Source organism: Mesorhizobium sp. M6A.T.Ce.TU.002.03.1.1, from assembly GCF_003997275.1.
GTDB lineage: Bacteria > Pseudomonadota > Alphaproteobacteria > Rhizobiales > Rhizobiaceae > Mesorhizobium > Mesorhizobium mediterraneum.
The window spans coordinates 1-20,112 of the sequence record NZ_RZTI01000001.1 but is presented as its reverse complement, the minus strand read 5'-3'; the positions used below and the strand labels follow the sequence as shown (position 1 = coordinate 20,112).

General features: G+C 62.5%; 19 protein-coding genes. 1 reads left to right on the top strand and 18 read right to left on the bottom strand.

Annotated elements, in window-relative coordinates; genetic code table 11:
• Positions 1-60 precede the first annotated feature (60 nt).
• From pnp to rimP, 9 genes are all read right to left on the bottom strand, one after another.
• Positions 61-2,208, bottom strand: a complete 2,148-nt coding sequence (gene pnp / locus EOC93_RS00095) for a polyribonucleotide nucleotidyltransferase (RefSeq protein WP_127203538.1) — start codon at positions 2,206-2,208, stop codon at positions 61-63.
• Positions 2,209-2,622: 414 nt separating this feature from the next.
• Positions 2,623-2,934, bottom strand: a complete 312-nt coding sequence (gene rpsO / locus EOC93_RS00090) for a 30S ribosomal protein S15 (protein ID WP_280953385.1) — start codon at positions 2,932-2,934, stop codon at positions 2,623-2,625.
• A gap of 140 nt (positions 2,935-3,074) precedes the next feature.
• Positions 3,075-4,169, bottom strand: coding sequence for a magnesium/cobalt transporter CorA (gene corA / locus EOC93_RS00085; protein ID WP_095487873.1), 1,095 nt, complete (start codon positions 4,167-4,169; stop codon positions 3,075-3,077).
• 45 nt (positions 4,170-4,214) lie between these two features.
• On the bottom strand, positions 4,215-5,174 hold the full coding sequence (truB, locus tag EOC93_RS00080) for a tRNA pseudouridine(55) synthase TruB (RefSeq protein WP_126103751.1): 960 nt from the start codon (positions 5,172-5,174) through the stop codon (positions 4,215-4,217).
• Positions 5,174-5,611, bottom strand: coding sequence for a 30S ribosome-binding factor RbfA (rbfA, locus tag EOC93_RS00075; protein WP_095487869.1), 438 nt, complete (start codon positions 5,609-5,611; stop codon positions 5,174-5,176). Before rbfA ends, truB begins: the two co-directional genes overlap by 1 nt.
• Positions 5,612-5,735: 124 nt before the next feature.
• Complete coding sequence (infB, locus tag EOC93_RS00070) at positions 5,736-8,303, bottom strand: translation initiation factor IF-2 (protein ID WP_095487867.1); 2,568 nt, start codon at positions 8,301-8,303, stop codon at positions 5,736-5,738.
• Positions 8,300-8,950 (bottom strand): RNA-binding protein, encoded by a 651-nt coding sequence (locus EOC93_RS00065; protein ID WP_095487865.1) that lies wholly within the window; start codon positions 8,948-8,950, stop codon positions 8,300-8,302. Before EOC93_RS00065 ends, infB begins: the two co-directional genes overlap by 4 nt.
• Positions 8,951-8,988: 38 nt before the next feature.
• Complete coding sequence (gene nusA, locus EOC93_RS00060) at positions 8,989-10,584, bottom strand: transcription termination factor NusA (protein WP_095488072.1); 1,596 nt, start codon at positions 10,582-10,584, stop codon at positions 8,989-8,991.
• A 48-nt stretch (positions 10,585-10,632) separates the two neighbouring features.
• Entirely contained in the window at positions 10,633-11,277 is a 645-nt protein-coding gene (gene rimP / locus EOC93_RS00055; protein WP_095487863.1) for a ribosome maturation factor RimP, read from the bottom strand.
• A 337-nt stretch (positions 11,278-11,614) separates the two neighbouring features.
• Here rimP and EOC93_RS00050 point away from each other — a divergent pair, with 337 nt between their 5' ends.
• On the top strand, positions 11,615-11,779 hold the full coding sequence (locus EOC93_RS00050; RefSeq protein WP_095487861.1) for a hypothetical protein: 165 nt from the start codon (positions 11,615-11,617) through the stop codon (positions 11,777-11,779).
• Positions 11,780-11,859: 80 nt separating this feature from the next.
• On the opposite strand, the gene trmB is transcribed toward EOC93_RS00050, so the two are convergent.
• From trmB to EOC93_RS00005, 9 genes are all read right to left on the bottom strand, one after another.
• Entirely contained in the window at positions 11,860-12,561 is a 702-nt protein-coding gene (gene trmB, locus EOC93_RS00045; RefSeq protein ID WP_095487859.1) for a tRNA (guanosine(46)-N7)-methyltransferase TrmB, read from the bottom strand.
• Positions 12,562-12,587: 26 nt separating this feature from the next.
• On the bottom strand, positions 12,588-13,877 hold the full coding sequence (metK, locus tag EOC93_RS00040) for a methionine adenosyltransferase (RefSeq protein WP_095488070.1): 1,290 nt from the start codon (positions 13,875-13,877) through the stop codon (positions 12,588-12,590).
• A 308-nt stretch (positions 13,878-14,185) separates the two neighbouring features.
• Positions 14,186-14,605, bottom strand: a complete 420-nt coding sequence (locus EOC93_RS00035; protein ID WP_095487857.1) for a helix-turn-helix transcriptional regulator — start codon at positions 14,603-14,605, stop codon at positions 14,186-14,188.
• A 137-nt stretch (positions 14,606-14,742) separates the two neighbouring features.
• A complete protein-coding gene (gene lnt / locus EOC93_RS00030) occupies positions 14,743-16,335 on the bottom strand; it encodes an apolipoprotein N-acyltransferase (RefSeq protein ID WP_127203537.1) in 1,593 nt (530 codons plus the stop codon).
• 239 nt (positions 16,336-16,574) lie between these two features.
• Positions 16,575-17,012 carry a nuclear transport factor 2 family protein gene (locus tag EOC93_RS00025; RefSeq protein ID WP_127203536.1) on the bottom strand — a complete coding sequence of 146 codons (438 nt, stop codon included), beginning with the start codon at positions 17,010-17,012 and terminating at the stop codon, positions 16,575-16,577.
• A gap of 256 nt (positions 17,013-17,268) precedes the next feature.
• Positions 17,269-18,342: a hemolysin family protein gene (locus EOC93_RS00020; RefSeq protein WP_095487854.1), complete on the bottom strand. Its 1,074-nt coding sequence runs from the start codon at positions 18,340-18,342 to the stop codon at positions 17,269-17,271.
• A 27-nt stretch (positions 18,343-18,369) separates the two neighbouring features.
• Positions 18,370-18,876, bottom strand: a complete 507-nt coding sequence (gene ybeY, locus EOC93_RS00015) for an rRNA maturation RNase YbeY (protein ID WP_095487852.1) — start codon at positions 18,874-18,876, stop codon at positions 18,370-18,372.
• Positions 18,877-18,893: 17 nt separating this feature from the next.
• On the bottom strand, positions 18,894-19,943 hold the full coding sequence (locus EOC93_RS00010) for a PhoH family protein (RefSeq protein ID WP_095487850.1): 1,050 nt from the start codon (positions 19,941-19,943) through the stop codon (positions 18,894-18,896).
• Positions 19,944-19,969: 26 nt separating this feature from the next.
• Positions 19,970-20,112, bottom strand: a 143-nt coding sequence (locus tag EOC93_RS00005; RefSeq protein WP_127203535.1) for a TRAM domain-containing protein, incomplete at its 5' end; no start/stop codon positions are given.

Here is a 20,112-nt window from a genome sequence, read left to right as displayed (position 1 = left end):
TGAAAATGAAAACGGGCGCGACCTGTCGGCGCGCCCGCTTCGATTATACCGTCAGATCGCTCAGGCGGCGTCTTCTTCGCCTTCGGCCTTCTTGTCGCGGGCGATTTCCTTGCCCGTGGCCTGATCGACGACCTTCATCGACAGGCGGACCTTGCCGCGCTCGTCGAAGCCCATCAGCTTGACCCAGACCTTGTCGCCTTCCTTGACGACGTCGGAGGTCTTGGCGACGCGATCGTTGGCGAGCTGCGAGATGTGGACGAGGCCGTCACGCGGACCGAAGAAGTTGACGAAAGCGCCGAAGTCGGCGGTCTTGACGACCGTGCCTTCGTAGATCTCGCCGACTTCCGGCTCGGCAACGATGGTGTGGATCCACTTCTTCGCCGCCTCGATCTCCTTGGCGTTGGACGAAGCGATCTTGACCGTGCCGTCGTCCTCGATGTTGATCTTGGCGCCGGTCTTTTCGACGATCTCGCGGATGACCTTGCCGCCCGAGCCGATCACGTCGCGGATCTTGTCGGTCGGGATATGCATGACCTCGATGCGCGGCGCGAACTCACCGAGCTCGGAACGCGCGCCGGACAGCGCATTGCCCATTTCGCCGAGAATGTGCTGGCGGCCGTCCTTGGCCTGGTCCAGCGCGATCTTCATGATCTCCTCGGTGATGCCTTCGATCTTGATGTCCATTTGCAACGAGGTGATGCCGTTGGCGGTGCCGGCAACCTTGAAGTCCATATCGCCGAGGTGATCCTCGTCGCCGAGGATATCGGAGAGCACCGCGAAGCGCTCGCCTTCCTTGATGAGACCCATGGCAATGCCGGCAACCGGCTTGGCCAGCGGCACGCCGGCATCCATCAGCGCCAGCGAGGTGCCACAGACGGTGGCCATCGACGACGAACCGTTGGACTCGGTGATCTCCGAGACGACGCGCAGCGTGTAGGGGAACTGATCGGCGGTCGGCAGCATCGGGCGGATCGCGCGCCAGGCGAGCTTCCCGTGGCCGATTTCGCGGCGGCCGGGCGAACCCATGCGACCGGTTTCACCGACCGAATAGGGGGGGAAGTTGTAGTGAAGGAGGAACTTCTCCTTGTACATGCCGGTCAGCGAATCGACGTACTGCTCGTCCTCGCCGGTGCCGAGCGTGGCAACAACCAGCGCCTGGGTCTCGCCGCGGGTGAACAGTGCCGAGCCGTGGGTGCGCGGCAGGACGCCGACTTCGGAGACGATCTTGCGGACCGTCTTCAGGTCGCGGCCGTCGATGCGCGAGCCGGTGTCGAGGATGTTCCAGCGCACGACCTTGGCCTGGAGCTCCTTGAACACAGTGCCGATCTGCTCGGACGTGTATTTTGCTTCCTCGCCTTCGGCGGGGGCGAACGCAGCCTTGACCTTCGCCTTGACGGCGTCGACGGCGGCATAGCGCTTCTGCTTGTCGGTGATCTTGTAGGCATCGCGAAGCTCGCCTTCGACGATCTTCAGCATCTCTGCTTCAAGCGCCGAATAGTCCGGCGCGGTGAAATCGCGCGGGTCCTTGGCGGCAACCTCGGCCAGCTTGATGATCGCATCGATCACCGGCTGGAAGCCGCGATGGCCGAACATGACGGCGCCGAGCATCAGGTCCTCGCCGAGCTCCTTGGCTTCGGACTCAACCATCAGCACGGCGTCTGAGGTGCCGGCGACGATCAGGTCAAGCTTGGATTCCTGCATCTCGTCGACATGCGGATTGAGCACATATTCGCCGTTGATGTAACCGACGCGGGCGCCGCCGATCGGGCCCATGAAGGGGACGCCGGACAGCGTCAAGGCCGCCGAGGTGGCGACGATCGACAGGATGTCGGGGTCGTTTTCGAGATCATGCTGGACGACGGTGACGACAATCTGCGTGTCGTTCTTGTAGCCGTCGGCGAAGAGCGGGCGGATCGGACGATCGATGAGGCGGGAAACCAGCGTTTCCTTCTCGCTCGGACGGCCTTCGCGCTTGAAATAGCCGCCCGGGATCTTGCCGGCGGCATAGGTCTTTTCCTGGTAGTTGACGGTTAGCGGGAAGAAATCGAGGCCGGGCTTCGGCTCCTTCATCGAAACGACGGTGGCGAGAACCTTGGTTTCGCCGTAGGTGGCGAGCACCGCGCCGTCAGCCTGGCGCGCGATCTTGCCGGTTTCGAGGATGAGCGGGCGGCCGCCCCATTCGATTTCCACTTTATGGTGATTGAACATATCTTGTCCTTCATATGCGGAAAGGGCCGCGCCGTTTCACCGTGCGCGAGTGCCCCTTTCCCTTGGCTTCATTTCTCGGGCAGCCACGGGCAAGACAACGGGAAGCTCGGGTAAATCCGGCGCGATTGCCGCGCGAGCGTCCTGCAATCCTGCCCCATGACCGTCCATGGGCGGTTTCGAATGGCCCTGTGCTATTTCGAAACCGGGTTTGGCCAATCGATCCGACTGGCCTTGCGCATGATCCCGAAACCGCGGCCTGCGGAAAGCATCATGCGCAAATTCAAACTTTCAGAGCGTCCTATTTGCGCGTCTAGATCGATGCGCGGCGCTCTACTTCCTTCATAGAGCAATGGACTGATCCGATGCTCCAATGCGCGACCGGCGGGCTCTCGAAAGAACCCGCCGGTCAATTCGTCAACGGCGCAGACCGAGCTTCTCGATCAGCGTCTGATAGCGCGCGTCATCCTTGCGCTTGAGATAATCAAGCAGACTACGGCGCTGGGAGACGAGAGCAAGCAGACCACGGCGGGAATGGTTATCCTTCTTGTGGTCCTTGAAATGGTCGGTCAGGTTCTTGATGCGCTCGGAAAGGATGGCCACCTGGACTTCCGGAGACCCGGTATCGCCCTTGGCGGTTGCGAATTCACCCATCAATTCCTTCTTGCGCTCGGCAGTAATCGACATCGTGTTTTTCCTTATCTGTTTGAGGAAACGGGACGCCCTCAGCCGGGATGTCGTCCAGCAGGGGCCGGTACAAGCAACGTGTCATTGCACGATGCTGCGGCGCATATAGTGCAATTCAGGCAAAAACACCAGCCCAATTCACAAGCCGGCTTTTTGCGGCACAAACGAAGATTTCCCTTCGGCTAAAGCCACTTCTTCCATCTGAAGAAGGCAATCAGCCCGAACGCGACAAGGGCCATGAACACGAGCGCCGCCGGATAGCCGTATTGGGCCTTCAACTCCGGCATGTTCCATGGCGAGCTTTCTGGATCGAAGTTCATGCCCCACACGCCAACGAGAAAGGTTAGCGGGATGAAGATCACCGAGACGATCGTCAGATAGCTGATGACATCGCTGGTGCGCGCCTGGCTCAGCGACAGATGCATCTCGATCAGACCGGTCAGCATGTCGCGCTGGGTTTCGACCAGTTCGATGAGCCGAAGCGAGTGGTCGAGCGTGTCGTTCAGGAAAACCTTGGTCTCGGCCTTCACATAGGGCACGTCGTTGCGGATCAGCGTGGCCAGCGCATCGCGCATCGGCCAAAGCACCCCCTTCAGCACATTGGCGTCGCGCCGCAACTCGTGAAGCTGCCGCATCTGGTGCTTATCCGACGCGCGCAGCATCTGGTCCTCGATGCTGTCGACCAATTCGCCGGCAGCCTCGATCGGCGGGAAATAGCTGTCGACGATGGCGTCGATCAGGGCATAGGCGAGATAGTCTGCTCCGCGTGCGCGCAACCGGTTGGGCATCGAGCTTTCGATGCGCTTGCGCACGGGATCGAACGGATCGCCTTCGCGCTCCTGGAAGGTGACGACGAAGTTCTTGCCGAAGAAGACGGCGATCTGCTCGTAGCGATGCGCGGTGACGTCGTCGATCATCCTGACGACGACAAAGGCATGGTCCTCGAAGAAGTCCACCTTCGGCCGCTGGCCGGTGTTGACGACATCTTCCAGCGCCAGCGGATGCAGGCTGAAAATCCGGCCGATCTCCTCGATCAGCGGGATGTTGGCGAGACCGGTACAGTCGAGCCAGATGACCGGCCATGTGTCGCAATTGGCTTTGACGTCGTCGATGCTGGCATCTTCGATCGTCTCGAATTTATTGGGCGACATCAGTGTCAGTCGCAGTTCGCTGCGCCGCGCCGCCGGGTCGGCGATCAGCGTGCCCGGCGATGCGCCAACCGGCGGCCGCCGTGCCGTCACCGGCGCCCGCTTCTTGATCGTCTCGGCCTTTGCCATGTGCCCCTCGGATGTTTAAGTCTCATCGAGATTAGACGACGGGACTCACCCGGCAAAGACCCGCTTCGGCTTGAACATGCCTTGTTCGATGGCGCCGATGGCGACCAGCTTGCCGCGCGCCGTTGCGCAGGCCTCCTCAGCTTCCACCGGCGCATCGCGGCCGCGGATGATGACCGGATTGCCGAGGCGGATTTTTGTTGCCGCGTCGTCACTGATCGCGATCTGCGGCAGGCAGTCGAGCGCGGCTGATGTATCGACCAGAAGCGCGTCGATCGCGTCGAAGTCGACTGGCACCGTGTCCGCTGAATCCGAACTTTCGCCCCGTTCGCCAAAGCGGGCGGCTTCCAGCTCGGCGATGGTGACGAAGTCTTCCTGCGTGAACGGCTCGACCTCGATCCGGCGCAGTTCGGCGATGTGACCGAAACAGCCGAGGTCGCGGCCCATGTCGCGGGCCAGCGAGCGCACATAAGTGCCCTTGCCGCATTCGACCTCGAAAATGGTGCGATCAGCACTGTGCTCAATCAGGTCGAGACGGCCGATCTCGACTTCCCGCGCCGGAATGTCGACCGTCGCGCCGTCGCGGGCAAGGTCATAGGCGCGCTCGCCTGCGATCTTGATGGCTGAAAATTGTGGCGGCGTCTGCATGATGACGCCGGTGTATTTCGGCATCAGCAAAAGCACATCGGCTTCAGCCGGACGCTGGTCGGAGCTTTTCGTCACCGGCCCTTCAAGGTCATCGGTCGAACGCTCCTCACCCCAGGCAACCGTGAAGCGGTAGACCTTGGCGCCATCCTGGACATAAGGCACGGTCTTGGTCGCTTCGCCGAGCGCGATCGGCAGCATGCCGGAAGCGAGCGGGTCGAGCGTGCCGGCATGGCCGGCCTTTTCGGCCTGGAACAGCCATTTGATCTTGGAGACGGCTTCGGTCGAACCCATGCCGACGGGCTTGTCCAGCACCAGCCAGCCGGAGATCGGCCGGCCCTTCTTCTTGCCGCGACGCGCCACTATTTTTCGTCCTTGTCATTGTCTTTATTCTGGTCGTCAATCTGGGCATCTGTGCCGAGGTCGCGCGCCACTTCGGGCGAGTGCAGCAATTCGTTGATCTTCTGGAAATTGTCGTAGCTGGTGTCGAGCCGGAAGCGGAACTCGGGCATGTACTTCATCTGCCGGAGCGCGCCGGAAACGCGGCCGCGCACGAATTTCGCATGCTTGTTGAGCGCCTCGACCACCGCATCGGTATCACTTGCGCCGAGCGGCGAGACGAAGGCGGTGGCGATCTTCAGATCGGGCGACATGCGCACTTCCGAGACCGAAACCACGGCATTCTCGATCAAGGGATCGAGGATCTCGCCACGCTGCAAGGTTTCCGAAAGCGCATGGCGCACCTGCTCGCCGACGCGAAGCATGCGCTGGGATGGGCCTGATGTGGTTGAACGGGGCATTTTTCTCTATCCTGAAATCGTGAAGCGCGGGATGGGACCGCGCCGCATGTCTCATATGGTTTGGGCGGCGGTCTTTCGACCACCGCCCGGTCTCAGTAGATGCTTGAGCTCAAGCTGCTCGAACTCAGAGCGTCCTGGTCACCATCTCGACGCGGAAGCACTCGATGACGTCGCCGACGCGCATGTCTTCGTAGTTCTGGAAGGCCATGCCGCATTCCTGGCCACCTGGGACTTCCGCAACTTCGTCCTTGAAGCGCTTCAGGGTCTTCAGCGTGCCTTCGTGGATGACGACGTTATCGCGGATCAGGCGAACGCCCGCACCGCGCTCGACCTTGCCTTCGGTGACACGGCAGCCGGCGATCTTGCCGACCTTGGTGATGTCGAAGATCTCGAGGATCTCCGCATTGCCGATGAAGGTCTCGCGACGCTCCGGCGAAAGCAGGCCGGAGAGCGCAGCCTTCACGTCATCCACGAGATTGTAGATGATCGAATAGTAGCGGATCTCTATGCCTGCCGCCGCGGCAGCCGCGCGCGCCTGCACATTGGCGCGGACGTTGAAGCCGATGATCGCAGCACCCGAGGTTTCCGCCAGCGACACATCGCTTTCGGTGATGCCGCCGGCGCCCGCATGGACGATGCGCGCACGCACCTCGTCGGTGCCGAGCTTGTCCAGCGCCGCGTTGATCGCCTCGATCGAGCCCTGCACGTCGCCCTTGATGACCAGCGGGAATTCCTTCAGCCCGCTCGTCTGCAGCTGCGACATCATCTGTTCGAGCGACCCACGCTGGCCGGCATGCTTGGCCACCGCCTTCTCGCGCGCCAGACGCTGGCGGTATTCGGTGATCTCGCGGGCACGGGCCTCGTTGTTGACGACGGCGAAACGGTCGCCGGCCTGCGGTGTTCCCTGCAGACCAAGCACCTCCACCGGCATTGCCGGCGGCGCTTCCTTGATCTGCCCGCCGCGGTCGTTGACCAGCGCACGCACCCGGCCCCATTCGTTGCCGGCAACGAGGATGTCGCCGGGCATCAGCGTGCCTGTCTGGACCAGCACCGTGGCGACGGGACCGCGGCCCTTGTCGAGCTGGGCTTCGATGACGACGCCCTCGGCGGTGCGGTCCGGATTGGCCTTCAGGTCGAGGATTTCGGCCTGCAGCAGGATCGCTTCGAGCAGCTTGTCGAGATTGGTGCCCTTGGTCGCCGACACTTCGACATCCAGCACCTCGCCGCCCATCGATTCCACGAAGACTTCGTGGCGCAGCAGCTCAGAGCGCACCTTCTGCGGGTCGGCGTCATGCTTGTCGATCTTGTTGATCGCCACGATGATCGGGACGCCGGCCGCCTTGGCATGGCTGATCGATTCGATCGTCTGCGGCATCACGCTGTCATCGGCCGCCACCACGAGGATGGCGATGTCAGTCGCCTGGGCGCCGCGGGCGCGCATCGCCGTGAAGGCGGCGTGGCCGGGCGTGTCGATGAAGGTGATCTTGTGACCGTTCTTCTCGACCTGATAGGCGCCGATATGCTGGGTGATGCCGCCAGCCTCGCCGGACACGACATTTGCGTTGCGGATAGCATCGAGCAGCGACGTCTTGCCGTGATCGACATGGCCCATGATCGTCACCACCGGCGGCCGCGATTCCAGATCTTCTGGGCGATCGGCGATGTTGAACAGGCCTTCCTCAATGTCGGACTCGGCGACGCGGCGAACCGTGTGGCCGAATTCGGTGGCGACCAGCTCGGCCGTGTCGGCGTCGATGACGTCGCCCGGCTTCAGGATCTGGCCCTGTTTCATGAAGAACTTGACCACATCGACGGCGCGCTCGGACATGCGCTGCGCCAGTTCTTGGATGGTGATGGTTTCGGGCAGTATCACTTCGCGCATGACTTTCTCGCGCGGTTCGTTATGCAGCGCGCGCTTGAATTTCTCCTGGCGCCGACGCATCGACGACAGCGAACGCGCACGCGCATCCTCATCGGAAAGTGCGGCGTTCAGCGTCAGCTTGCCGCGGCGGCGATCTTCCTCGCCCTTGGTCGGCTTGGCCGGACGCGCCACTTCGGGCGTGACCGGACGGCGCACCGGGGCACCGGCGCCGGTCCGCTTCGGCTTGATGTCCTCGTCGTCGACTGTCGCCAGTTCGGCGGCCAGCGGCGCGCGGCGACGCGCCTCTTCCTCGGCACGCCGGCGGGACTCGGCCTCAGCCTGCAGCCGAGCCTCTTCCTCGGCCTGGCGGCGCGCGGATTCCTCGCGCTCGCGGCGGCGGCGCTCTTCATCCTCGGCGCGGCGCTTGGCCTCGTCGATGGCGCGCTGGCGATCCTCGACGTCGCGGACCTTCGAGCCCTCAAGGGCCCGGCGGCGCGCCTCCATCTCATTGCGCGACAATTCGTTCAGCACCATGCCGCCGCGCTCGACAGGCGGCGGAGGCGGCGGCGCCTTGGGCGCTTCCTGCACAACGGGCGCTGCCGCGACCGGCGGCTTCGGCGTGAAGACTGACACAGGGGCAGCAGCCGGCTCCGGCTTGTCGCCGGGCAGCGAGAACTTGCGCTTCTTGGTCTCGACCACGACCGCCTTGGTGCGGCCATGCGAGAAGCTTTGGCGCACGGTGCCCTGTTCAGTACCGGGGCGCTTCAGCGTCAAGGTCTTCTTCGGCGTCACACTCAACGTCTTGTCGTCGCCCGATTTCGTATCGCTCATTCCATATCCTCTGCGGCATCATCTTCGTCAGCAACGGCCGCAAGCATTGCCAGATCGTCCGGGGAACCGCCCCGATACCGGTCGAGCGCAACCATGCGCTTCTGGACCGCCCTGCCCGCGTCTCCCGCGAGAACGGCAGCATGTATCACATTTGTACCCCCCAATGCCAAGCTCAACTCGGCCTCGGAGAAAAGTTTGTAGGCAAGGATGGCGGGGCCACCAAGGTGGACGGTTGCCCGTCGCGCCTGGCTGATCTTGCGGACGCCGTCATCTGACGCCTCGGTCGCATGCAACACGAAAAGCGCCAGCCCACCACGCACCGCGCTCTCAACCTTGGTGGCGCCGAGCGCGATCGCGCCTGCCTTGCGGGCAAGACCGAGCATGCCCAGAGCGTATCTGGAAAGCAGCCCGTCGACCATGCCGCCGAGATCGGTCGGCACGATCACCTGCGCCTTAAAGGCGCGAGCGAACAGGTTTTTCGCTGCCGCCTTGTCGATATGTAGGCGGTCGGCCGTCACCCAGCAACCGCGGCCGGGCAGGTTTTTCTTGATATCCGGAACGACGGCCGAATCCGGGCCGACGACGAAACGGATCAGTTCATCCGGTTCGGCCTGTCTGCGTGTGACGATGCAAGTGCGATCGTTCATCTCGTCCAAGGGCGGGTTGTGTGCGATGCGGTTTCACCTCACGCACCAACGGCTTCGTCAGCCGGCACGTCTTCGGCTACAAGCTCGTCTTCGGTGATCCAGCCGGCCTTGAGGCGGGCAGCCAGAACCATCTGCTCGGCATCGGCGCGCGACACGCCGTGACTGGCGAGCACACCGGGGAACACCTTCGTCTCGCCGTCCTTGCGTTCCTTCCAGCCGGTCAGGTCGTCGGCCGCATAGCCGGCGAAATCCTCGATCGTCTTCACGCCGTCCTCGCCGAGCGTCACCATCATGGCGGTGGTCACGCCAGGGATCTCACGCAGCTCGTCCTCGACCCCCAGCGCCTTGCGCTTCTCGTCATGCTCGGCTTCGATCTTCTCCAGATACTCGCGGGCGCGGGCCTGGATTTCCGAGGCGGTGTCCTCGTCGAAGCCGTCGATCGACGCGATCTCGTCGGCATCGACATAGGCGACTTCCTCGACGCTGGTGAAGCCTTCGGAGGCGAGCACCTGGCCGACCATCTCGTCGACGTTGAGCGCATCCATGAACAGCGCCGAGCGTTCGACGAACTCTTTCTGGCGGCGCTCGCTCTCTTCCTGCTCGGTCAGGATGTCGATATCCCAGCCGGTGAGCTGCGAGGCAAGCCGGACGTTCTGGCCGCGGCGGCCGATAGCCAGCGACAGCTGGTCGTCCGGCACCACGACCTCGATGCGTTCGGCGTCCTCGTCGAGCACGACCTTGGCGACTTCCGCCGGCTGCAACGCGTTGACGATGAAGGAAGCGGCCGAAGGCGACCACGGAATGATGTCGATCTTCTCGCCCTGCAATTCGCCGACCACCGCCTGAACGCGGCTGCCGCGCATGCCGACGCAGGCGCCGACCGGATCGATGGAACTGTCACGCGAGATGACGGCGATCTTGGCGCGCGAGCCCGGATCGCGGGCGACCGACTTGATCTCGATGATGCCGTCGTAGATTTCCGGCACTTCCATGGTGAACAGCTTCGCCATGAACTGCGGATGGGTGCGCGACAGGAATATCTGCGGACCGCGCTGCTCGCGGCGCACATCGTAGACATAGGCGCGGACGCGATCGCCATATTTGTAGTTTTCGCGCGGGATCAGCTCGTCGCGGCGGATGATCGCCTCGCCACGGCCGAGATCGACGATGACATTGCCGTATTCGACGCGCTTGACGGTGCCGTTGACGATCTCGCCGATGCGGTCCTTGTACTCGTCATATTGGCGGTCACGCTCGGCCTCGCGCACCTTCTGGACGATGACCTGCTTGGCCGACTGGGCGGCGATGCGGCCGAAATCCATCGGCGGCAGCTGCTCGGCAATGAAGTCGCCGAGCTGGGCGTCGGGATTGCGCTCGCGCGCCGAGGAAATGGCGATCTGCGTCGCATAGTCGTCGACCTTCTCGACCACTTCCATCAGCCGCTGCAGCTTCATCTCGCCGGTGTTCGGATTGATGTCGGCACGGATGTTGGTTTCCTGGCCATAGCGCGAGCGCGCCGCCTTCTGGATCGCATCGGCCATGGCGGCGATGACGATCGACTTGTCGATCGACTTTTCACGCGCGACCGCGTCGGCGATCTGCAGCAGTTCAAGCCTGTTGGCGCTTACAACCATCTTTTTTCTCCCGAGCTTGTTGCCGAGCCTTTGCGCCCGGCAGCCCAATCACATTTCCTGTTCGGTTTCGTCTTCCGCGCCCGCTTCTACGCCCTCTGGCGCGTCTTCGGGTTCGCCGCGGCGCTTCTTGGCTTCCTTGCGCGCCCTGTTGTCCTTCGACAGCGCATCGCGGATAAGGTCATCGGTCAGGATCAGCCGCGCTTCTGCAATCGCATCGTAGGGCACGCGCACCGTCGGCTCCTCGCCATAGGCCGCCTTGTCGCGCTCGATCAGCACGCCGTCCGCATCGCTCTCGGCGATCTTGCCCTTGAAGCGCTTGCGGTCGGCGACAAGGACCGACGTTTCCATCTTCACCAGATGGCCCGTCCAGGTCGCGAAATCCGACTTGCGGACCAGCGGCCGGTCGATACCCGGCGACGACACTTCGAGATGATACGCCTTTTCGATCGGATCATCGACATCGAGGGCCGGCGACACTGCCCGGCTGACCTCTTCGCAATCCTCGACGGTCATGGTGCCGTCCTCGCGCTCGGCCATGATCTGCAGCGTCAGCCCGTTCTGGCCCGTCAGATGCACCCTGACAAGGCGAAAGCCGATGGCACGCAGCACCGGCTGCACGATCAGCGCGACGCGCGCATCGATGCCGCTTTCGCGGATGATGCGGTCGTCGCTGTCGGTCGCCGTTGCGGTCATTCTATTCCTGTCGCTTCATTGGCGGTCGGAAGGTAACAAAAAAGAGCGGGACCGGGTGGACCCACTCTTCGCCATACCGACCAAGAATTTGAGCTTGATATAGACGATCGCGGCCGTCGTTTCAAGTCCGCATGCGGGGTCTGTCGTAAGCAGACGAGTTGCCCGGATTAGGTAGCACACCAGTTGTCCGGTTTTCTGTCTCCGTGAGGAGGCAGCAGCGTTGCACAGGACGCATGGCGGCCATGCGGCAACGTCCCTGTGATATCAGGCAATACGCGCCTATCTATGTTGCGCTGCACAAATTCAGTCACATTGCAGCAGGCGAAAGGGCATAATCATGACCAACCGCAAGGTTTTCTCGGCCATCGGCGATTTCTTCACTGTGTTCGGCAGCGCCGTCGCCGCTTCGCACGCCGTCGAAGCCGGCCGCAAGCCGCGCGCGCACGATCTGCGCAATCTCGGCGTGGATCCGGCCGCCTTCGACAAGATCGGCCGCTTCTAAGACCTGCGAAGCAGGACGAGGACGTCCTTGGTCCTCGTCGACGGCAAAGCGCGCGATGGGGCGCTGCTTAACTTGGTCGCCTATCTTCGGACGAAGGTGAGATAGGCAGGCCGACGGCCTTCGCGAATGGCCTTCGCCTCGTAGCGCGTACCCGGCCAACCCTCATAGGGCCGATGCCAATCGGCTGCCTCTTCAGCCTGCCATTCAAACGCATCATGCGCCCGGCAGTGCAGCAGCGTCCAGTTCACATAGCTATCGATATCGGACGCAAAGCGGAATTTTCCGCCTGACTTCAGGACGCGCGCGAAACGGTCGAGATTGACCGGACTGACGAAGCGGCGCTTCCAGTGTTTCTTTTTCGGCCAGGGATCGGGATAGAGAAGGTCGATGCCGTCGAGCGAGGCTTGCGGGAGCCAGTCGAGCAGGCGCGTGGCATCGTCGTCATAGACCCGAAGATTGGCCAGCGGCCGTTCCCTGACCGCCATCATCATCTTGGCCATGCCGTTGACGAAAGGCTCGACGCCGATAAAGCCGGTCTCAGGAGCTGCCGTCGCCCGATGCAGCAGGTGCTCGCCGCCGCCGAAACCAATCTCGAGATGAATGGCGCAGACATCCGCTTCGAACAGGCTGCGCAGTTCGGCCGGCGGTCCGGCCATCAGATCGAGCCGGTAGGTGCGGAAGCCGCTTTCCAGTGCCGCCGCCTGCTGCGGACGGATGGTCTTGCCGCGCCGGCGACCGAAAAATGCTTCGGTCGCACGGCTTGGCCGGTCTTTCGGATCCACGTCTTTCGGATCTATGGACGCCGCGGCTAGGCCGCGACTGCTTCGGCGGGCGCTTCGGCGAGTGCATCCTTGAGCGCCTTGGCGAGGTCGGTCTTTTCCCAGGAGAAGGACCCGTCGCGGCCGGCCTTGCGGCCGAAATGGCCATAAGAGGACGTCTTGGCATAAATCGGCTTGTTGAGATCGAGGTGACGGCGAATGCCGGACGGCGACAGGTCCATCACGGTGCGCAGCGCCTGCTCGAGCTTCGCCTCATCGACCTTGCCGGTGCCGTGCAGGTCGACATAGACCGACAGCGGCTGGGCGACGCCAATGGCATAGGAAAGCTGGATGGTGCAGCGATCGGCGAGCTTCGCCGCCACCACGTTCTTGGCCAGGTAGCGTGCCGCATAGGCTGCGGAACGATCGACCTTGGTGGTGTCCTTGCCGGAAAAAGCACCGCCGCCATGGGGCGCAGCACCGCCGTAAGTATCGACGATGATCTTGCGTCCGGTCAGGCCGGCGTCGCCGTCGGGGCCGCCGATGACGAACTTGCCCGTCGGGTTGATGTACCAGTTGCAGCTGTCGGCGATCTTCAGCTCGCCCAGCGCCTCGCGGATATAGGGCTCGACGACGTTGCGGACCTTCTTCGAATCCCAGCTGGCGTCGAGATGCTGGGTGGACAGCACGATTTGCGTCACTTCGGCCGCCTTGCCGTCGACATAGCGGACGGTGACCTGGCTCTTGGCGTCCGGCCCGAGCCGGCCGGCATCGCCGTTGCCCTCATGGCGTGCGGCGGCCAGCAGTTCGAGGATCTTATGGCTGTAGTAGATCGGCGCCGGCATCAGATCCGGTGTCTCGCGGCAGGCATAGCCGAACATGATGCCCTGGTCGCCGGCCCCTTCCTCGCCTTGCCGGTCGGAGGCATTGTCAACGCCCTGGCCGATATCCGGCGACTGGCCGTGCAGCAGAACCTCGATCTTTGCCGTCTTCCAGTGGAAACCGGCCTGTTCATAGCCGATTTCGCGGATCGCCTTGCGGGCGGCCGACTTGAACTTCGCCGGATTGACGAGCGGATGACCGGCGGCATCCATCAGGATATTGCCGGCCTTGTCCTTCTTGAGCAGGGTCTCGGGGACGCGCACCTCGCCGGCGATGACGACGCGATTGGTGGTCGCCAGCGTTTCGCAGGCGACGCGGACCTTCCAGGGGTCCATGCCGGTTTTTCTGGCCTCGCGATAGACCAGATCGACGATCTCGTCGGAGATACGATCGCAAACCTTATCGGGATGACCCTCGGCAACGGATTCCGAGGTGAATAAATAGTTTTGCCGCGTCACGGGTGTCCCCTCTTGAAAAAATATCGGCACGCTGCCGATTGGCGCGCCACGTGTTAGCTGTGCCGGGCGGCGCTCGTCAAGCGGCGCGGCCATTCTGGCATGAAAATCGCGCTATTATCTTGCACCACTGCGACCAGCGGCAGGATGCCGCCGGCGAGCTTAGTTCCAACACGTTGGGCGTCGAGCAAAATCGATTTCCTCTCCGGCCTGCCTACAGGATGTAAATTCTGCGATCAGCGAGGTCGTGCCCGGCTACGACATCCTCGCCATTTCCGGCTTTAAACTGCCTGCCAACTCAATCGGCCCAATCAATCGACCTCGTCGGTTGAAAGGGCCTTCACGAGCTCGATGATCTTGCGGCGTATCTTGACGTCGCCAATCTTGACGAAGGCCCGGTTGAGTTGAAGCCCTTCAGGACTGCCGCAGAATTCGACCGCAAAAGTCATTGATGCATCCTCGGCAAATCCGCGGTTGCCCACGGCCTCCTGGCCCGGCGCGTCCTCGAAAAAGAAAGCGACAGGAACACCGAGTATCGAGGCTATTGCCTGCAAACGGCTGGCGCCGACGCGATTGGTTCCCTTCTCGTATTTCTGTATCTGCTGAAACGTTATGCCGAGGTTCTCGCCCAGCTTCTCCTGACTCATTCCCAACATATTGCGGCGAAGCCTGATGCGACTTCCGACATGGATGTCGATAGGATTCGGCTTCTTCTTGTTTTCTTCTGCCATTTTTTCCTCGCCGAATTTTTCCGGCTTTTTGTGTTTTTCTGCCCAAACGAAGCCGGCGGCCAGTGCCCCAACAGAACGACGTACCGACTTCGAGAAATTTCAGGCGGTTACAGTATGAGTTTCTAATGTGTCGACTGTCAATTCACCCGTAGCCTTTGCCTTACATTCAATGCGAAAGCGGCCAGGCCAAGCAGCAACATGATCAGCAGTCCGTTAATGCGCCTTTGGCTGGAAGAAACGACGGACTGATTGGAAATCGGCACATGGACATCGATGGCTCCGCGTGCGTCGATCGCCAGTGCGTCAAGGATGCGTCCGCGCGGATCGACTACAGCGGAGATGCCGTTATTGGCTGCGCGCAACAAGGGCACCCCATTCTCCACAGCGCGAATCTGCGCCTGCCTGAAATGCTGGTATGGACCCGGCGTGTCACCGAACCACGCGTCGTTCGTGACGTTCACAATAAGCTCGGCTGACGTAGCGTCAACCGCCACCAGATCGGGAAAGATGACTTCATAGCAAATGAACGGAAGCGCGCGGATGCCGCCGGGCAGCGCGATCGGATGTCGCTCATTGCCCGCCGCGTAGGTCATCGGCCCGGCGACAAGCTGTTTGAGCCCGAAGCGGCCTAGCAGGTCGGCAAAAGGCAGATATTCGCCAAAGGGCACCAGATGAACCTTGTCGACGGCATCTGCGATTTCACCCTTGTCGTCGATCGCCACCACCGAATTGTAATACCGCCTGTCGGCATTTGCCGCCGAGCCACCCTCCTCCCGGACAACACCGGCGATCAGCATCTGGCCGTCGCCAAGCATCTCGCCCAGCGCGGTCAGCGCATCGGGACGCTGGGCGAACAAGAACGGCACGGAGGTCTCCGGCCATAGGATCAACTGCGGCTTGTCATGGCCAGTCTCCGGCGCTTTGGCCGAAAGTCCCATCAGCGTGGCGAAGATCCGGTCGGGCACCGAAGCGTCCCACTTCTCGCTGAGGTCAACGGCCGGCTGCACAATGCGGACATCGAGGCTGCGTTCCGCAGGCTTCTCCGGAGCAGCAAGCCTGATATAGCCGAAGCCGACATGGGCCGAGACGAGAACGACAAGCAGTGCAGCCCCCAGGCGGACATGCCGGCGCGCCGCAAGCAGGGCCGGCAATGAAAAGACGAAGACCGTCAGCGCGTTCATGCCAACCATGCCGGTCACCGACACGCTCTGCATAAGCAAGGGCACCGGCATCGCCGCGTAGCCGACGGCATTCCAGGGAAAGCCGGTGAATAGAAAGTCGCGCAGCCATTCCGCCAGGGCAAAGCCGAAGCCAAGGGCAGCGATGCGGCCGATGTCGTTGCTCCACAGCAACCGGGCAACCGCTGTCGCGAAGCCGTAGAAAAAGGCGAGCGCCAGCGGAATTCCGACCACTGCGAAGGGGAGCGCCCAGGCGAAGCTGTCGGCCTCGACCAGAAGTGCCGAGCCGATCCACCACAGGCCAGCGAGAAAATAGCCGAAGCCAAACCACCAGCCGATGGCGAAAGCAGGCCGCAAACGCCGGAACCAGCCATCGGAGGCTTCGCCGGTCGCGCCGTCGAGAAGCCAGACCAGCAGCGGGAACGAAACGAAACCGACGGCGAAGAAATCGTAAGGCGCCTGGGCAAGCACCGCCAGCGCCCCGGCAAGAAACGCCACAAGCGCGCGGCGCCAGCCCCACAGCAGAATTATCCGGCCGGCCAGGCGCTTCATCGATGCTTCCGAGTCGTGCGAATCACGGAGCAAGATTTATCAGGCCGCGGTCCGCGCTCCAAACGGCCACCGCTTCAGCCAACGTGCCGGATTGAATTCGGCTCACGACTCCTTGCGGACGCCTGATGCTACGAGCCCGATGACGCGGGCCAACCTTCGCCGAGAACGGAATGAAGAATAGCCGCGTTGCCGCAGCAAGGGTTTGCGATATCGACCGCCTCCCCAAACCACAACCGCGCCTATCGGCGGAGTACCGAATTGGCCGGCTGAGCCGTCGTTATCGGATCGGCATGACGATGCACAATCTTCCAGAGACCATCTTCTGGACGAAAGACGCTCGTCACGCGTAACGCAAGAGGCGTGACATCGCTGCGACCGCCAACCTTGGACCTGAGCCGCTCTACTTCGACGAGGTATGCCAGCTCAGACGTCACACATGTCGCTATGTTCTCGAAACCGGTAGCGTCGCCGTCCCTATAATTCGATGCCGCTTGCTCCATCGTCTCAACGACCTGCTTCCGTCCATGCGCGAAAGGGCCAAAGGGATTGCCCAGTGTTACATCGTCTCGTTGAGAAAAGAGCTTCTTCGCAGGCGCGGGGTTTCCTTTCATGAACTCATCCAGAGCGAGGTGGTATTTTTCAACTGCTTGAGCGAAATCATTGGCGTCGAGGGACATGTCATCCACCATGTCATTTTATTTTCTGATCTGGACTGGCGACTCCCGCAGGTGTCCGCGCCGTAGGCATTTCCCTAACTGCGGTGCAGTGCAGGTCGGCTTGGTCAGTATAGCACGGCGCGGGACAAGTTTCCGCTACAGCGTTTTGAGACGGCGGGCAAATGGCCGCTTATTACCCGTGCAGAAGTTCGCGGGATCGAGCCCAGGGTTGCGTGCTTGAAACGGATCGTCGACCGTCATCGGGCGAGCGGCGTCTTCAAGCCTGCTCGGCGCGCACCGCGCGCCGGCGGCGCTCGCCCTTTTGGGTCTCCACGATGCGCACGCGCTTGACGCGGCGCGGATCGGCGTCGAGCACAAGGAATTCGAAACCAGGTATGGCCTGCACCACTTCGCCGCGGGCCGGAACACGGCCAAGCGTGTTGAAGATCATGCCGCCGATCGTGTCGACATATTCGCCATGCTCGCCGGCGGCGAAATCCTCGCCGATCATCTTGGTGACTTCGTCGATCTCGGCCTTGCCGTCGACGACGAACACGCCCTCGCCGGTCTGGGTGATCATCGGCTCGTCCTCGTCATGCTCGTCCTCGATGTCGCCAACCACCATCTCGACGATGTCCTCGAGCGAGGCCAGGCCATCGGTGCCGCCATACTCATCGATGACCAGCGCCATCTGAGTGCGCATCGCCTGCATCCGCCCCATGAGATCGGAGGCGAGCATCGACGGCGGCACGAAAAGCACCGGGCGGATCAGGTTCAGGTCGCCGATGGTGCGCGCGAGATCGACCTTGGCAAGATCGAGAAGCGTGGTGGCGGCGGCTTTCCTGGTCGTCCTGCCCTTTCTGACGCGGGCGATCTTGGTGATGTGAGCGAGCACGTCGCGGATGTGGACCATGCCGCGCGGATCGTCGAGCGTCTCCGAATAGACCGGCATGCGGGAATGGCCGGATTGCTCGAACAGTCCCAGAAGATCGCCAAGGTTCGTCGTGATCTCGACCGCCTCTATGTCGGCGCGCGGCACCATGACGTCCTCGACGCGCACCTCGCGCAAGCGCAGGATGTTGTTGAGCATGGCCCGTTCGCCGGGCGAAAAGGCGCCAGCATCGCTCGCGGTTTCGGCAAGCGCGTCGGCGATCTCCTCACGCAGGCTGGTGCCGTTGCGCTGCCTGAACAGGCCGAGCACGCGATCGAACAGGGAAGGACCGGCAGGCGATGGCTCGCTGGCGAAGCTGCCGGTCGTGGTACTCGGACTAGAGCCCTCTTCCGTCTGTTCGGATGGCTTGGTCGCACTGCCGGCGTCTGGGCGGGCGGCAGTCTCTGGTTTGTCGTTCATCGTCGTCCGGTCATTTGATCTTTTTAGTTACGCGTAGGGATCGGGAATGGCAAGCCTCGCAAGCGCTGCGCGTTCTTTGGCTTCCATTTCCTCGGCCTCGGCGTCGGTCTCGTGATCGTAGCCCAGCAAATGCAGCAGGCCGTGGATGACGAGATGGATGATATGGTTCTCGACAGGCTTGTCTTCCAGGGCGGCTTCTCGCGCGACCGTCTCGGCGGCCAGCACGATGTCGCCCAGCATGGGCGGCAGCGGACCGCCCTTGGCGAGCGGAAACGCCGGGAAAGACAAGACGTTGGTCGGTTTGTCCTTGCCGCGCCAGCCGGCATTGAGGCTGCGGATATGGGCATCGTCAGAAAAGACTATGCTGAGCTCGGAGCGGCCGGCCACGCCGGTTTCGGCAAACGCAGCGGCAACGGCGCGATCGACCAGCCGCGTCAGCGCGGCCGCATCGGGCCAGTCGCCCGCTTCAACCGCTATATCGATGTCGATGGGAACCGGAAGATCCCCGCCTACAGACTTTTTGTCCTCAGCCATAAGGCCGCATCTTCACATCAGCCTTCGGTGCCCAGGCCCCGGGCCAGCTTGCCGTCGCGGTCGTAGGCCTTGACGATCTCGGCGACCAGCGGATGCCTGACGACGTCGCCTTCGTTGAAGCGCACTGTCACCATGCCGGTAACGCCGTCGAGGATCCGGAGCGCCTCGACCAGACCCGATTTGGTGTTTTGCGGCAGGTCGATCTGGGTCGGATCGCCGGTGACGATCATGCGCGAATTCTCGCCGAGGCGGGTCAGGAACATCTTCATCTGCATCGGTGTGGTGTTCTGCGCCTCGTCGAGGATGACGGCGGCGTGCGCCAGCGTGCGGCCGCGCATGAAGGCTAGCGGCGCGATCTCGATCACCTCGGCGGCAATCGCCCGTTCGACCTTGTCGGCCGGCATCATGTCGTAAAGCGCGTCGTAGAGCGGCCGCAGGTACGGATCGACCTTCTCCTTCATGTCGCCGGGCAGGAAGCCAAGCCGCTCGCCGGCCTCGACGGCCGGCCGCGACAGCACGATGCGCTCGACCATGCCGCGCTCGAGCAGCATCGCCGCATGCGCTACCGCCAGATAGGTCTTGCCGGTGCCGGCCGGGCCGATGCCGAAGACGAGCTCGGACCGCTCCAGCGCGCGCATATAGGCGTCCTGGTTGAGCGAACGGGCATAGATCGTCTTCTTGCGCGTCGATATCTGGGCGGCGGACACCTTGCCCTTGCGCTCCAGCGTCGGCAGCGTCAGCTGGTCGTCGGCGGCGATCGCCATGCGCACGGCGCCGTCGACGTCCGACTGGCCGATGTCAGCGCCTTTCTGGAGAATGCCGTAGAGATTATCCAGGGCGCGCCGCGCCTGCTCGGCGGCCGAGGCGGAGCCCTTGATGGTCAGCTGGTTGCCTCGGGATCGGATATCGACGCCAAGCTTCTGCTCGAGCCTGGCCAGATTCTCGTCGAACTGGCCATAAAGGGCGCTGGCAAGCTTGTTGTTGTCGAAAGTCAGAACGATGTGCGCCATATCCGAAGCCCCCGATGGTAGGTTCTGGGGCAGGTTCTTCACTTCCGCAGCGCTCAACCGTCTCTCCTCATCTGCCGAGACCTTCAGGCCAATTCGGCGAACAGGCTGTTGTAACCCGTCTTCGTGATTCGTACCTGGATAATGTCACCGATTTCGCCGGACTTTTCATCAACAATAACCGGCTGCAGCCACGGCGAGCGTCCGACATTCTGACCGGCTTGAGGAC

What these genes read in the sequence shown, in the direction of transcription:
- pnp (WP_127203538.1), bottom strand. Translation starts at nt 2,208, where the DNA reads ATGTTCAATCACCATAAAGTGGAAATCGAATGGGGCGGCCGCCCGCTC.
- corA (WP_095487873.1), bottom strand. Translation starts at nt 4,169, where the DNA reads ATGGCAAAGGCCGAGACGATCAAGAAGCGGGCGCCGGTGACGGCACGG.
- rbfA (WP_095487869.1), bottom strand. Translation starts at nt 5,611, where the DNA reads ATGCCCCGTTCAACCACATCAGGCCCATCCCAGCGCATGCTTCGCGTC.
- infB (WP_095487867.1), bottom strand. Translation starts at nt 8,303, where the DNA reads ATGAGCGATACGAAATCGGGCGACGACAAGACGTTGAGTGTGACGCCG.
- EOC93_RS00065 (WP_095487865.1), bottom strand. Translation starts at nt 8,950, where the DNA reads ATGAACGATCGCACTTGCATCGTCACACGCAGACAGGCCGAACCGGAT.
- nusA (WP_095488072.1), bottom strand. Translation starts at nt 10,584, where the DNA reads ATGGTTGTAAGCGCCAACAGGCTTGAACTGCTGCAGATCGCCGACGCG.
- rimP (WP_095487863.1), bottom strand. Translation starts at nt 11,277, where the DNA reads ATGACCGCAACGGCGACCGACAGCGACGACCGCATCATCCGCGAAAGC.
- EOC93_RS00050 (WP_095487861.1), top strand. Translation starts at nt 11,615, where the DNA reads ATGACCAACCGCAAGGTTTTCTCGGCCATCGGCGATTTCTTCACTGTG.
- EOC93_RS00035 (WP_095487857.1), bottom strand. Translation starts at nt 14,605, where the DNA reads ATGGCAGAAGAAAACAAGAAGAAGCCGAATCCTATCGACATCCATGTC.
- lnt (WP_127203537.1), bottom strand. Translation starts at nt 16,335, where the DNA reads ATGAAGCGCCTGGCCGGCCGGATAATTCTGCTGTGGGGCTGGCGCCGC.
- EOC93_RS00025 (WP_127203536.1), bottom strand. Translation starts at nt 17,012, where the DNA reads ATGTCCCTCGACGCCAATGATTTCGCTCAAGCAGTTGAAAAATACCAC.
- EOC93_RS00020 (WP_095487854.1), bottom strand. Translation starts at nt 18,342, where the DNA reads ATGAACGACAAACCAGAGACTGCCGCCCGCCCAGACGCCGGCAGTGCG.
- ybeY (WP_095487852.1), bottom strand. Translation starts at nt 18,876, where the DNA reads ATGGCTGAGGACAAAAAGTCTGTAGGCGGGGATCTTCCGGTTCCCATC.